The organism is Sphingomonas sp. TX0543 (genome assembly GCF_048565505.1).
Taxonomy (GTDB): Bacteria; Pseudomonadota; Alphaproteobacteria; order Sphingomonadales; family Sphingomonadaceae; genus Sphingomonas.
In genome coordinates this window covers 81,309-94,058 of sequence record NZ_JBLZUS010000005.1, presented here as the reverse complement: position 1 = coordinate 94,058, position 12,750 = coordinate 81,309, and the positions used below count along the sequence as shown (strand labels likewise).

17 protein-coding genes are annotated in these 12,750 nt (G+C 66.0%); 15 read left to right on the top strand and 2 right to left on the bottom strand.

Features of this window, described 5'->3' with window-relative positions:
• Positions 1-48: 48 nt before the first annotated feature.
• Complete coding sequence (locus ACM61V_RS21975) at positions 49-381, bottom strand: helix-turn-helix domain-containing protein (RefSeq protein WP_066782291.1); 333 nt, start codon at positions 379-381, stop codon at positions 49-51.
• 138 nt (positions 382-519) lie between these two features.
• Positions 520-1,017 (bottom strand): hypothetical protein, encoded by a 498-nt coding sequence (locus ACM61V_RS21970; protein ID WP_419714722.1) that lies wholly within the window; start codon positions 1,015-1,017, stop codon positions 520-522.
• A gap of 231 nt (positions 1,018-1,248) precedes the next feature.
• Between ACM61V_RS21970 and ACM61V_RS21965 the strand changes: the two genes are divergently transcribed.
• From ACM61V_RS21965 to traU, 15 genes are read left to right on the top strand one after another with little or no spacing between them, the layout of a single operon-like run.
• Entirely contained in the window at positions 1,249-1,503 is a 255-nt protein-coding gene (locus tag ACM61V_RS21965; protein WP_371262956.1) for a hypothetical protein, read from the top strand.
• A gap of 40 nt (positions 1,504-1,543) precedes the next feature.
• Entirely contained in the window at positions 1,544-1,828 is a 285-nt protein-coding gene (gene traL / locus ACM61V_RS21960) for a type IV conjugative transfer system protein TraL (RefSeq protein ID WP_007406330.1), read from the top strand.
• Entirely contained in the window at positions 1,829-2,416 is a 588-nt protein-coding gene (locus tag ACM61V_RS21955; protein ID WP_064312054.1) for a type IV conjugative transfer system protein TraE, read from the top strand.
• Positions 2,413-3,225 (top strand): type-F conjugative transfer system secretin TraK, encoded by an 813-nt coding sequence (locus tag ACM61V_RS21950; protein ID WP_066282723.1) that lies wholly within the window; start codon positions 2,413-2,415, stop codon positions 3,223-3,225. The genes ACM61V_RS21955 and ACM61V_RS21950 overlap by 4 nt, the downstream gene beginning before the upstream one ends.
• Positions 3,222-4,544 carry a TraB/VirB10 family protein gene (locus ACM61V_RS21945; RefSeq protein ID WP_007406327.1) on the top strand — a complete coding sequence of 441 codons (1,323 nt, stop codon included), beginning with the start codon at positions 3,222-3,224 and terminating at the stop codon, positions 4,542-4,544. The genes ACM61V_RS21950 and ACM61V_RS21945 overlap by 4 nt, the downstream gene beginning before the upstream one ends.
• Positions 4,545-4,564: 20 nt before the next feature.
• The gene (locus ACM61V_RS21940; RefSeq protein ID WP_066282721.1) at positions 4,565-5,377 is read left to right on the top strand and encodes a DsbC family protein; all 813 of its coding nucleotides are present in this window, start codon (positions 4,565-4,567) and stop codon (positions 5,375-5,377) included.
• Positions 5,374-6,159 carry a conjugal transfer protein gene (locus ACM61V_RS21935; RefSeq protein ID WP_069320830.1) on the top strand — a complete coding sequence of 262 codons (786 nt, stop codon included), beginning with the start codon at positions 5,374-5,376 and terminating at the stop codon, positions 6,157-6,159. Before ACM61V_RS21940 ends, ACM61V_RS21935 begins: the two co-directional genes overlap by 4 nt.
• Positions 6,160-6,164: 5 nt before the next feature.
• On the top strand, positions 6,165-8,729 hold the full coding sequence (gene traC / locus ACM61V_RS21930; RefSeq protein ID WP_069320825.1) for a type IV secretion system protein TraC: 2,565 nt from the start codon (positions 6,165-6,167) through the stop codon (positions 8,727-8,729).
• The gene (locus ACM61V_RS21925) at positions 8,726-9,100 is read left to right on the top strand and encodes a hypothetical protein (RefSeq protein ID WP_419714721.1); all 375 of its coding nucleotides are present in this window, start codon (positions 8,726-8,728) and stop codon (positions 9,098-9,100) included. The genes traC and ACM61V_RS21925 overlap by 4 nt, the downstream gene beginning before the upstream one ends.
• Positions 9,093-9,773 carry a TrbI F-type domain-containing protein gene (locus ACM61V_RS21920; protein ID WP_069320826.1) on the top strand — a complete coding sequence of 227 codons (681 nt, stop codon included), beginning with the start codon at positions 9,093-9,095 and terminating at the stop codon, positions 9,771-9,773. The genes ACM61V_RS21925 and ACM61V_RS21920 overlap by 8 nt, the downstream gene beginning before the upstream one ends.
• Positions 9,757-10,350, top strand: a complete 594-nt coding sequence (locus ACM61V_RS21915) for a S26 family signal peptidase (protein WP_069320827.1) — start codon at positions 9,757-9,759, stop codon at positions 10,348-10,350. The genes ACM61V_RS21920 and ACM61V_RS21915 overlap by 17 nt, the downstream gene beginning before the upstream one ends.
• Positions 10,347-11,006, top strand: coding sequence for a type-F conjugative transfer system protein TraW (traW, locus tag ACM61V_RS21910; protein ID WP_069320828.1), 660 nt, complete (start codon positions 10,347-10,349; stop codon positions 11,004-11,006). The genes ACM61V_RS21915 and traW overlap by 4 nt, the downstream gene beginning before the upstream one ends.
• Positions 11,003-11,290, top strand: coding sequence for a hypothetical protein (locus ACM61V_RS21905; RefSeq protein WP_419714720.1), 288 nt, complete (start codon positions 11,003-11,005; stop codon positions 11,288-11,290). The genes traW and ACM61V_RS21905 overlap by 4 nt, the downstream gene beginning before the upstream one ends.
• Positions 11,287-11,733: a hypothetical protein gene (locus ACM61V_RS21900; protein ID WP_419714719.1), complete on the top strand. Its 447-nt coding sequence runs from the start codon at positions 11,287-11,289 to the stop codon at positions 11,731-11,733. The genes ACM61V_RS21905 and ACM61V_RS21900 overlap by 4 nt, the downstream gene beginning before the upstream one ends.
• A complete protein-coding gene (gene traU, locus ACM61V_RS21895) occupies positions 11,730-12,743 on the top strand; it encodes a conjugal transfer pilus assembly protein TraU (RefSeq protein ID WP_024310618.1) in 1,014 nt (337 codons plus the stop codon). Before ACM61V_RS21900 ends, traU begins: the two co-directional genes overlap by 4 nt.
• Positions 12,744-12,750 lie beyond the last annotated feature (7 nt).

The window sequence follows — 12,750 nt, the reverse complement described above, 5'->3', positions numbered from 1 at the left end:
GTAAGACGGGGCGGTACATTTCGAGACTGGTAGTGTCGACGACCGACTTCAGCCGGTCAGCCCAGTTCGACCGATGCCGCGTTCGGAGCCAGTCACTATCTCGGGGATGTCGGGATCGGAAAGGATTGCCGAGAAATACTCGAGGCTTTCGGTAACTGCGGTCGCGAACCTCGGGCTGTAGTACACCATCGGCTCGTGAAGGATGTCGACGGCGATATAGGCGCGGACAGGGTCGATCTGCAGGATATCAACAAACTGGTCGATCAGTCGCCCTGTGAAGGGCGTTTGGCCGGCTCGGATTTTGTTGACGAGGCTAAGGCTCTTGCCGAGGCGGCGAGCCATTTCGGCATTTGTCACTTTCTTCAGACGCCACTCAGCCATGAACAACGTGTGAAGTCGTTGTTGTCGATCTTCGCAGACTGAAGCCTTTGTAGCCTGGTGGTACATGGTGCGACCCCCGTTAGGCGCCTAATACGCATCTATCCGGTCGGGTTGTCAACCACAGGCAGTTGGGGCGATTCATGAACTCTCAGTAAATGTTCCGTGAAATGCGGCGAGAAGCCCGATAATGAAGGTGAGTCGAATTGGGGCTGGCGATCCCGAGGCGTCGCCAGCATGGGCACGCGCGCGCTGAAACAGGTCATTCTGGTGCATCTGAATGCGTAACGTGACCCGAATCGGACCGGGGATGTCGGCATCTCGCGCCTCGTGAACAAAGGGGGCAGGATCACGGCAAACGACGAAATTCTCCAACCCTTTCATAGCAGTAGCGGAAACAGTCTCAAATCCGCATGTGGCCAATGAATGAATGCGCATCGCATCCACGGCGAGGCGGAACAGCGAGTGATCCACTTTGAAGGTATAAAGCGCCTGGGGCATATCGGACCGTACGACAAAGCGGCGGGTGTCGCCATCGGCCGCATAAAGCCGACCAGATGCGATACGATGCGTAACCGGATCTCCTCCGGCAAGGCGCATCAACAAATAGTGTAATTTTTTTACACTGATCCAAGTCATACCGCCTTAGAATCCGCAGTAGGCGGGGCGTTGTTCCGGGCGACCAAGATGTACTTGGCGCGAGACAAATAGTGTAATTTTTTTCCATCTTGCGGGAGTCAGTTTCTTCCTCCCTTTTAAGGGTGACGCAGCAATCCGCTTCGTCTTCCAAGGGGAAAGAGCATGTCTGCACTTTCAATGCCGAAGGGTGGCCAGATCAATGGTGTCCTTCTCGGTCTGGCGATCATCGCGATGGTGATGGTCCTGGGCGCGTCGGCGGCGTTCGCCGGCGCCGACACGACGTTCAATACCGCGCTGACGAAGTTCACGGACTTCCTCGAGGGCTCGGGCGGCAAGATCATCACCGTCATGAGCCTCGCGGGCGGCATCGTCGCGCTGGCGTCGGGCCGCTTCAGCCTGGGCCAGGTGGCCGTTCCCGTCGCCGTCGGCGTCGGCGCGGGCACGGGTATCCCGATCGTCACCTCGACCGTCACCGCGACGATCTGAGGCGTCGGCTGGATCAACCGCTGGGAGGGCGGCTTAGCTTATGGACCGGTACACCATCCCTTCGCATCTCGACGACCCGGAGCTGATCGGCTTCTGGACGCTGGACGAGTTCCTCGCGATGGCGATCCCCTTCATCTGGGGGATCCTGTCGCAGCACGTCGTGATCGGACTGATGGTCTCGTTGCTCGGCTGGTGGGGTTTTCGGAAACTCAAAGCCGGCAAGGCCACGTCGTGGATTCTCCACATGGCCTACTGGCACCTGCCGTCGAGTTTTACCGGGCTGAAGGCGACACCGCCCTCCCACCTTCGCGTGATGGTGGGCTAAATGGATTATTCTGTCGGTCTCGCGCAGTCGCAGCGCGTCCTCAAGCAGCGCAACATGCTCGGCATCGTCGCGCTGGTCCTCGCGGGCCTCGTGGTGCTGCTGTTCCTGGTCGGCGCGACCCGTGACCGGGAGATCGTCCTGCAGCCGATCGTCCGCTCCCCGTTGACGCTCTCGTCGAGCGGGGTCAGCGAGCAGTATCTGGAGATGGTCACGCGCGACACCGCGCTGATGACGCTCAACCGCTCGCCCGAAAATCTCGAATACTGGATGGACTCGATCCTGGCGATCGCCACGCCGGAAGCACATGGTTCGCTCAAGCGCGACCTGATGAAGATCCTCAACGAGCAGCGCGGATCGAGCATCAGCCAGTATTTCACGCTCGCCGGCATGAAGGTCGACACCGAGAAACTGACCTCGGAAGTGACCGGCACGCTGCACACCGTCGTCGGCTCGAAGTCGGTCACCGCCGAGCCGAAGACGTTCCGCTTCTACTGGGCGTATCGCGGCCTGACTCTCCAGCTCAAGGGCTTCGGGATGGTCACCAAGGCCGACAAGGACGCCGCGGCAACCATCGGAGACGACGCATGACCGCCTGGGTCGCAGTCGGGCTGATCGGGGGCGGGACCGCCTTCGCATCGCGCCTGTGTTCGCTATCGCGCCTGATCGGGGCAGGGATGATCGTCGCGGGCGGAATGGTGCTCGCCGCGCCAGCCTTTGCCGACGAGCATGTGCTGGCGAAGGACAACAGCGAGGTCGCCTGCACGATGTCGAAGTCGGGGCTGACCCGCGTCAGCCTCAAGGACGATCGCTTCGCCAGCGTCTCGAAGCTGACCACCGGGGTCGATACCGACGATTTCACCGTGGTCAACGAACCGACCCGGGGCGACATCTATGTGTCGGTCCCGGAAGCCTATTCTCGGCCGAACGTGTCGTTCTTCGGCACCACGTCGAAGGGCTATGTCTACAAATTCTCGTGCCGCCTCGCCGGTGACGACGCGCAGCAGGTGTTCGTCGAGAATAAGGATATCGGTGGCGCCGCGGAAACGCAGGTCGCGGCCGTCGCGGCATCGCCGCAGGAGGCGTCCGCCACGCTGGTCCAGGCGATGTTCCAGTCCGCGCCGCTCGAAGGGTTCGAGGTCAGGCCCGCGGTCACCGACCCGGTGATGATTGGCTCGCTCAAGGTCCAGATGGTCGCCGAGTATCGCGGCGCCAGCCTCGCAGGCCGCACGCTCAGGATCGAGAACCGGGGCAAGGTTCCGGTCGCGCTGGGCGAGGGAACGATCGCACCGTCGAACGCGATCGCGGTCTCGGTCGCCAACCCCAACCTCAAGCCCGGTGAAGCCACCACCGCCTATATCGTCACGCCTTCGGGCCTCGCCAACGGAGTGCGGCCATGAGCCTCAAGGACATCTTCCAGCGTAACCGTGCCAAGCAGCTCGATACCGAGCCGGAGGAGGGCGGGGACAGCGAGCTGATGGCCGGCAACGATGCCGTCCGCAAGAAGCAGCTGCTCTACCTCGGCTGTGGTGGCGCCGTCGCGCTGGTGCTGGGCTCCTGGTACGTCATGGGCGACGATGCCAAGCTGAAGCCGGTCGGCACCGACGGGAAGGAGGTGAAGATCACCACCGACGACATGGTCAACCGGAACATGTCGCAGCGTGAATGGCAGGCCGCATCCGAAGCGCAGATGCAGTCGATCAACAATCAGCTGAAGGGCGTCGACGGCCAGCGCGCGCAGATGGAGCAGTTGCAGGCGCAGATCGCCGCGCTCCAGGGCGAGAAGCAGTCGATGGCGAGCGATGGCCAGCGGGTCATGAGCGCCTATCAGCAGGAGAACGACCAGCTTCGCCAGCAGATCGCGCAGCGTAACGCCGCGCCGGCCGCGCCGGCTCCGACGCAGATGTATGGCCCCGGCCAGCCCAATTACCGCACTCCCGGCGCGCCGATGACGGCGGGCGAGGCGGCAGCGGCTGCGGTGTCGCAGTCGCGCTCGATCAAGCTGGTGTCGTTCGAGGGCGGCCCCTCGGGCACCGCGACTCGGATCTCGGGTGGCACGACCAGCTACACCGACAGCCCCAATTACCTGCCGCCCAACTCGATCGCGAAGGCGAAGGTCATCGTCGGCGTCGACGCCTCGGCGGGGGTGCAGTCGCAGACCGATCCGCTGCCGGTGATCCTGCGCATCACCGGCCCGGCGCGCTCGGTCTACCAGAACGGCAAGCTGCTCACGACGCGGATCGAAGGCTGCGTCATCAACGGCGCGGCGCGCGGCGATCTCTCTTCCGAGAAGGTCTATGTGAAGCTGCAGCGGATGACCTGTCCGCAGGCCAATGGCCGGTTCGCGGTGTCGGACGTGAAGGGCTTCATCAGCTTCGCCGGCAAGACCGGCGTGCGCGGCCGTGTCGTCAGTCGCGAGGGCTCCTTGGCGATGCAAGCTTTCTTTGCCGGGCTTGTAGGTGGTGCAGGCAATGCGCTGAACACTGCCTTCAACCAGCCACTCGCAACCTTCGAGACAGACGGCAAAGGAGGGATCAATCGCACCCCGAGCATCGGCAACGTCGGTTTGCGCGCTTTGGGCGGCGGCGCCGACGAGAGCGGTCGAACAGTTTCCAAATACCTGATCGAGCGCGCCGAACAGTACCAGCCCATCATCGAGATGCCGACCGGCATCGATGTCGAGATCGTCTTCCTCGAAGGCGTCTTCATCCAGAACTGAGCCCGGAAGGAGGCGGTCACATGGCAAATACTATCATGATCGGCGCGATGGCGGGGGCGGCGATGCTGCTGACCGGCTCGGCCGAAGCGCCGATCGGCGCGCAGGTCCAGGTCGCGCTGCAGAAGCGGCTTCCCAAGACCAAGGTCGATGCGATCGACTGCTCCAAGGTCGACGGGCTGTGCGAGGTCGTGGCGGGTGCGAACTTGTTCTACGTCGACAAGTCGGCGCGCTATCTCGTCATCGGCCGCGTCTATGACATGGAGACGCGGCAGGATCTGACCGCCGCCAAGCTGCTCGCGCTCAATCCCGATATGCTGGTGGGCGGCGCGGCGAAGGCCAATGCCACGCCCGATGCGCCCGAGGCCGGCGCGGCGCGGGCGGGTGCGCGAGTCACGACCCAGCCCGCCGTCGCCCGCACGCTCGATGTGACGCGGCTGTCGAGCAAGGGTGCGATCGTGTGGGGTTCGGGCACGCAGACGGTCACCGTCTTCTCCGATTTCCACTGCGGCTACTGCCGCGCGCTCAGTCAGGCGCTCGAGACGATGAACGTGCGCGTCATCGAGCGCCCGATCTCGGTGCTGGGAAGCCGCGAGATCGCCAACCAGGTGCTGTGCGCCCGCGATCGTCATGCGGCGGTCCGCGCGGCCTATGCGCAGAACCCGGTCCCGGCAGGCCCGAAGTGCGACACCAGCGGTCTCGATGAGAACGAGGCGTTCGCCAAGGCGCACGGCATCAACGGGACGCCCGTCATCGTCCGCTCCGACGGGGCGGTGATCGAGGGTTTCAGGCCCAAGGCCCAGCTCGTCGAATGGTTGAAGGGAGCCAAGTCGTGACCCGATCCGTGATCCGCCTGCCGGCCTGCCCGGTTTCCGACTATCGCCCGCACGCCCGCGCCAAGCGTATCGCCGCGCTGGCGATGACCGCGAGCCTGGGACTGCTCGCCAGCTGTACGACGCTGGGCACCAACATCTCGGGCAAGTTCGCGTGCGGCGCGCCCGAGGGTGGCAGCTGCTCGCCGGCGACCGTCATCGATGACAAGGCGCTGGCCGAGATCACTGGCGACAGTGGCTATCATCCCGCAGGACCGTACCAGGCACCCGCGCGCAACAGCGGTGGTACGCAGCGGATCGCCTATGCCTCGACGCCGGTGCCGGCGCAGGCGGCGGGGGTCGGGCCGCAGAAGGTGTTGCGGATCGTGTTCCCCTCGCATGTCGACGCGGCGGGGCGGTTCCACGAGACCGCGGTGGTGCAGGCGGTGGTCGACAACGGCCAGTGGCTCGCGGCGACCGATGGCCACGGCTCCGCGCTCGCCGCGACGCAGACGCTCAACGTCAGCCCCGAGATCCTCTCGCAGCTCGGCGCGCCGATCGCCCCGCTTCCCCCGGTGCCTGCCGAGGTCGCCCAGGTCGCCGCCCCGGCAGCGGCCGCAGGTGCGGCGAGCGCGGTCGGCGCACCGAGCGCGGCGGCGGTCGCGGCCGCGCGGGCCAAGGCGCGCGAGGCGGCTGCTGGCAAGGGTGTGCCGATCGCCGCGACGCAAAAGCCGGCGTCGCCCGAACTCGCGTCGAGCACGCCGGGCAACCGTCCCGCGACCTACTCGCCGCGTGTGGAGGACTGATCGTCATGGCGAAGACCGGCTTCATCGCGCGCCTGCTCGGCGATACGCGCGCACCCGACCAGGGCACGCCCTCGCACGGTGCGCCGATGCTGTCGCAGTGGCTGCCGTATCGCAGCTATGACGCGCGGCACGACCTGTTCTACCAGACCGACAGCATCGCGTTCGCGCTGGAACTCGCGCCATTGATGGGCGCGGACGAACGCACCGGCGAGATCATCGCGCAGATGCTGTCAGAGAGCGTCCCGCCCAGCGCGCGGGTTCAGCTGCTCGCATTCCAGAGCCCGCGCGTGGGCGCGCTGATCGCGCAATATGCGCTGCCGCGCTACAAGGCGGGCGGCATCCATCGCAAGATCGCCGAGCGCCGGTCGGCGTTCCTGCGCCACGGCGCTTGGGTGTCGATGTCGAAGGACGGGCCGTTTCACGTCCGCAACCATCGCATCTTCCTGTCGGTCTCGATCCGCAGCGGGAAGGCGACACCCGAGGAGCTGACCGGCGTTCGCGACAGCATCGTCTCGACGCTGCAGTCGATCGACATGCCGGCAACCCGGCTGAGGCCGGTCGATCTGATCGCGCTGATCGACGACATCACCGCGCCGGCGTTCGACGTCTCCGACCACGTTTCGGAATATTCCGACCTCGATCCGATCGCCGACCAGTGCGTGCGGCGCGACGTCCAGACCGTCGTCCAGGCCGATCGCCTGCTGGTGTCGGTCGAGCCGCTGCGCGCGGTGACGAACCTGTCGGGCGAGACGCAATATCAGGAGATCCGGCCCGACACGTTCGACTATCGCTTCTTCTCGGTCAGGAACCTGCCCAACCGCTGGGCACCGTGGGACGTGCAGAAGCTGATCGGCGACATGTTCTCCGACAAGCTGCGCCCGGGGTGCCCGACGCTCACGTCGCTGTGCCTGTGTTACCAGGACGAACAGGCCGCCTCGTCGAAGGCCGGCTACAAGTTCATGCGCACGTCGAGCCTGGCGGACTCGAAGTCGGCGCGGCTGCTCCCGCAGCTGAAGGATCAGAGCCGCGAATGGGAGCATGTCACCCAGGAGCTGCGCCTCGGCAAGAAGCTGGTGCAGGCCTATTATGCGGTCGGCATCATCAGCCCTAAGGGGCAGGGGGACGCCAACGAGCGCACCGTCAAGTCGATGTACAAGGCGGCCGGGTGGGACCTGCTCGACGAGCGGTTCCTCCAGATCATGGCGTTCATGTCGTGCCTGCCGATGACGCTGGGCAACGGGCTCGACAGCGACCTCAAGCGCATGAAGCGGCTGCGCACGATGCTGACCTCGACCGCGGCGAACATGCTGCCGATCCAGGGCGAGTATCTCGGCGGGCATCTGCCGCACCTGATGTTCATCGGGCGGCGCGGCCAGCCTTTCTTCTGGTCGCCGTTCGAGAACAAGGCGGGCAACCACAATGTCGCGGTGTTCGGCAAGTCCGGCTCGGGCAAGTCGGTGGCGCTGCAGGAGCTGTGCGCGGCGTTCGCCGGCGTGGGCGCGAAGATCATCGTGATCGATGACGGCCGCTCGTTCGAGCATATGGCCAAGAGCCTGGGCGGCAATTTCGTCGAGTTCCGCCTGCGCGACGGGTTCAGCCTCAATCCCTTCTCGATGATCGACGAGACGCTGGTGGCGCAGGACGAGGACTATCTCGTCGACGCGCTCGCGATGCTCAAGTCGATCATCGGCCAGATGGGCCGCCACATCGACAAGCTCAACGACACCGAGCGCGGTCTGATCGACCGCGCGGTCAACCAGGTGTGGGAGGCCAAGGGCAGGGGAGGGTGCGTCGACGACGTGATCGAGGCGCTCGGCTCCGACGGCTCGGTGCAGGGCACGGATCTCGCGATTGCGATGTTCCCGTTCTCGGGCAAGGGCACCTACGGCAGCTTCTTCACCGGCGAGGCGTCGGTGGACATATCGAACGCGCTGACCGTGTTCGAGCTCTCGGACCTGTCGAGCCGCGAGGAACTGCGCTCGGTCGTGCTGACTGCGATCATGTTCATGTCGTCGCAGACGATGCGCCGGATGGACCGCCAGATCCCCAAGGCGCTGCTGATCGACGAGGCGTGGCAGATGCTGCGCGGCGGATCGATGGCCGATTTCGTCGAGACCTACAGCCGTACCTGCCGCAAATATGGCGCCTCGCTCATCACCGCGACGCAGAGCCTCAACGACTATTACAAGTCGGAAGGGAGCCTCGCGGCGCTCGAGAACTCCGACTGGTCGGTCATCCTCATGCAGAAGCCCGACACGATCTCGGACTTCCAGAAGCACGGCCGGTTCGACATGGACCCCTATACCGAAAGCCTGCTGCGTTCCTTGAAGCGCAACGGCGCGGAATATTCCGACATCCTCATCAAGGGGCCGGAATCGATGGCGGTCGGGCGGCTCGTCCTCGATAAATATTCGGCGACGCTCTATTCCTCCAGCCCGCAGACCTTCGCCGATATCGAGCATCTGATCGAACTCGGCTGCTCGATGGACGAGGCGATCGAACGCGTCGCCTTCCCCGAGGAATATCGCGACAATCCTCCGGGCGAGCCCTGGGTGGAGGCGGCGGAATGAACGCCTTCACGCACGAGCGCGACTGGCGCACGCCGACGGCGACCGATTGGAAGCGCACGGGCACGCGCGCGATCGGCGACGCCTGCTATATCCTGCTGCGCGTGTCGGGCTGGATGGCGATGACGCTGCTCGCGACCTTCGGCGTCGCGATCCTGTTCTTCCTCATGCTCGGCGACTTCACCGCGCTCGGCTTCTTCTCGCAGGTCGCCAACCTCGGCACGCGCTTCGTCGCGGCCGACCAGGCACGCCGCGCGGCGTTCGGCGACCAGCTGTTCGTCGTGTGGCTGGTCGCGTTAGGCATCGTCGCCGTGACCCGCGTGCGCCTGCTCGGCGCGATCATCACTTCCACGAAAGGCTCCCGTCATGGTTGATGTTCTCGATCGTCCCGAGGCCGCGTCCGCGGCGGTGCAATCGTCCGCCTCGGCCCCGGCACCCCGTGAGGACGCAGCCGGCGCGGCACCGCGCCGTCCGGTCGCGGACAAGGTGGATCGCCGCAAGCCGCAAGGCCTGCCCGTCATCGCCTATGTCGCGGTCGCGCTGGCGGTCGCGGTGCTGCTGTGGGGGGCGTGGGTGACCAAGCATCTCCTGGCCCCGCCGGCGACCGTGCCGATGGCGAGCGTGCGGCTCGAAGGCATCGTCTCGGAATATGTCCAGGCGCAGAGCCACAGCAACGGCCAGCCCCAACAGGTGGCCGCGCAGACCCAGGCCTTCATGTCGGCGCTCGACGACGAGATGAAGAAGGTCGGCGCGAGCGGCACCACCGTCCTCGTCGGCGAGGCGGTGCTGTCGAAGAACGTCCCCGATATCACCGACCAGATCCGCCGCGCGGTCTTCGCGCGCGTGCCGCTCCCCGCGGCCGCGCCGAACGCCCCGGCAGGTCCCGCGGTCGGTGCGATGCTCCCACCAGCCTCCGGGACCGTCGCGCCGGCCGCGCCAGGGACGGCGGTCCCGACCGCTTCCCCGTTCGGGCCTGCGCCGGTCTCGCCGGTCGAGGCGACGATCACCCAGTCCGCGCCGGGAGGGGTCGATGGCAGCGGCAACTGAGGCGCTGGCGCGGGTCGGTCATGCGGCTCCCACGGCGGTTGACGTCGCCGGGGACCGCGCGGCCCGCAAGGCGCTGATCGTCAAGCGGGTTCGCCAGTGGAGCGCGGTCGCGCTGCTCGGGATCGTGTGGGGCGGCTACAACTCGATCGCGGCGTGGCGCGAGACCCACGCCTTCATGATAAACGCCAGCGAGAGCCTCCCCAACTGGGCGTTCTTCATCCAGCGCGGCCGCGTACCCGCGAAGGGCGACTATGTGTTCTTCGCGCCGCCCGAGGGCGAGCTGGTGCGCCGCCACTTCGGACCGGATTCGGGACCGTTCGGCAAGCGCGTGATCGGCGAGGCCGGCGCGCTGGTCGAGCATCGCGGGGAATGGGTCTATGTCGACGGCGTCCGCGTCGCCCACATGAAGCCGCGCTCGCGCTTCGGCGAAGTGCTGACGCCGGGGCCGGTCGGGCGCGTACCCGAGAGCTGCTATTATGTCGGCACCGCGCACCCCGACGGGTTCGACAGCCGCTATGGCGAGATCGGCTTTGCCTGCGCGAAGCAGATCATCGGCACCGGGACACCCATCCTGTGATCCGGCGCGCGGGCCTTTTCGGCGGAACGCTGGGCGTGGCGCTGGTTGCCTCGTCGTCCTGGCCGATCGTGCAGGGCGCGCTCGCAAAGGATCACGGCGTGATGGGCCAGACCTGGGCGATCGCCGAGCCGGATCTGCTGGCGACGATCGACACCAGGCTCAAGACGCTGCAGGCCAATGGCGGCATCGAGCGGATGCAGACCGCGCTGCGTGAGAAGACCGAGGAGCGCGTGCGCAACCCGATCCCCGTCGCCGGCATCGGCGCGGTGCGCGAAAGCCGCAGCTGGACGTTCGACCCGACGATCGTGCTCGATCAGGATATCCAGGACCAGAAGGGCCGGCTCGTCGCGCGCGCGGGGCAGCGCGTCAATCCGCTGTCGTTCGTCGCGATGAAAACCGACCTCGTGTTCATCGACGGCCGCGACGATGCGCAGGTCGACTGGGCGCTGAAGCGGTGGACCGCGCAGAATGCCAAGATCATCTTCGTCGCCGGCTCGCCGTTCAACCGCATGGGCGAGAAGAAGCGCCGCTTCTTCTTCGACCAGCAGGGCAAGCTCACCAGCCATTTCGGGATCGCGCGCGTCCCCGCCGTGGTCGAACCGGCGGGGCAATTGCTCAGGATCAGCGAGATCGAGATGCCGGGAGCGGGCGCATGATGTGGCTCGACATGCTCAGGACGCCTATGGCCGCGCCCGAGACGCCGGCCCTCAAGGCGATGCGGCGCGCGATCCTGTGGTCGGCGATCGCGCTGGCGATCGCCATCTGCGCGTTGCAGCCGCTGCGCGCGGTGCTCGGCGCCGGGGCAGGGGGCGCGCTTGCCGGACTGGTGCTGGCGCTGGTCGTGCTGGTGCCGGTGTATGTGATCGCCAAGAACCGCGCCGATAACGCTTTCCTTGACGCAAGCCTCGCGGCGCAGCCGGACGGGGAGGGCAGGGCATGACGACTGAGCGCATCAGCCTGATCGCGCGCTACGCGCTTCTGTGTGTCGCGGCAGTCGGCTTCGGGTGGACATATGTTCTCGCCATATTCGCGCTGTTCCCGGCCTGGATGTTCTTTCCCGTCGTCGCCTTGTCGATGGTCGTATCGATCGCGACCGTGGCGTTGCTCTCGAGCGTCCCTGCGCTGCTGTTCCTGTCCCGCGTGCATTGCGAGATCGAGTCCCTCGTACGAAGGCTTCTCGGGGGCCGTGCCGATCCGGTGACCGCCGCGTCGATCGGAAACGAAATCGATTTCGTCCTTGCCGAAAGCGGGCGGACGATATCGGTTGGCAAACGCCGTGCGCTGGTGCGCGCGCTGGCCGATCAGTCGATAAGCTTCGATGGACGCGACCGCGCCCGGATGGTGCCCCTGGTCATCGCTTTCTCCGAGGAGCCCGGCGCATGATCCGCCGCCTACTCACCCTGCTCGGCATGATCGCCGCGTTCGCGCTGCTGCCGGCGCCGGCGAGCGCGCTCCCTGCCAACTGCACCGGCAAGTTCGTCAACCCGATCACCGACGTCTGCTGGTCGTGCCTGTTCCCGCTGTCGGTGGGCGGCGCGCACATCTGGCCGGGGAGCCGACCCGATACCAAGAACCCAAGCCTGCCGGTCTGTGCGTGCGGTTCGCCGATCCCGCGCATCGGCATCTCGATCGGCTTCTGGGAACCGGCGCGGCTCGTCGATGTGACCACCAAGCCGTGGTGCTTCCCGAATCTCGGCGGACTTCGCCTCAATCCGGGGCTCGATATCGGGCAGGGGCAGTATACCGGCCCGCTCATCAAGGGCGGCGCGACCCAGGCCAGCGCCAACTGGCAGGCGCATTATTACGTCTATCCCTTGCTCTACTGGATGGAGATCCTGACCGACTTCCTGTGTTTCGAACAGGCGTCGTTCGACGTCGCCTACATGACCGAGATCGATCCCTTGTGGAACGACGACGTGCTGACCACGCTCATCAACCCCGAGGTCGCACTGTTCAACAATCCGATCGCGGTCGCCGCCTGCGCGGCCGACTGCGTCGCGGCGAGCGCGAAGCTGCCGATCGACCCGATGTTCTGGTGCTCGGGCTGCAACGGCTCGATGTTCCCGATGAACGGCAACATCGCGGCGCACAATTCGCCGGTCCAGTCGTCGCGTCTCGCGGCCGAGCGGCTCCTGTTCAAGATGCACCGGCAGGGGCTGGCGTGGGGCACCGCGGGATCGAAGGCGCTCTGCAACAAGTACGTCATGCCGATCCTGAAGAAGTCGCAATACCGCATCCAGATGACCAATCCGACGCCCACGGTGAGCGGCAAATATGCCTGCTCGCCGATCGGCGCGACGACGCTCCCGCCCGACGCGGGCCGGGCCTTCCCCGTCAAGGGCGAGGACTTCGGCTACCTGCTCTGGCGCAAGCGCAACTGCTGCATGCTGTGAGGATCTG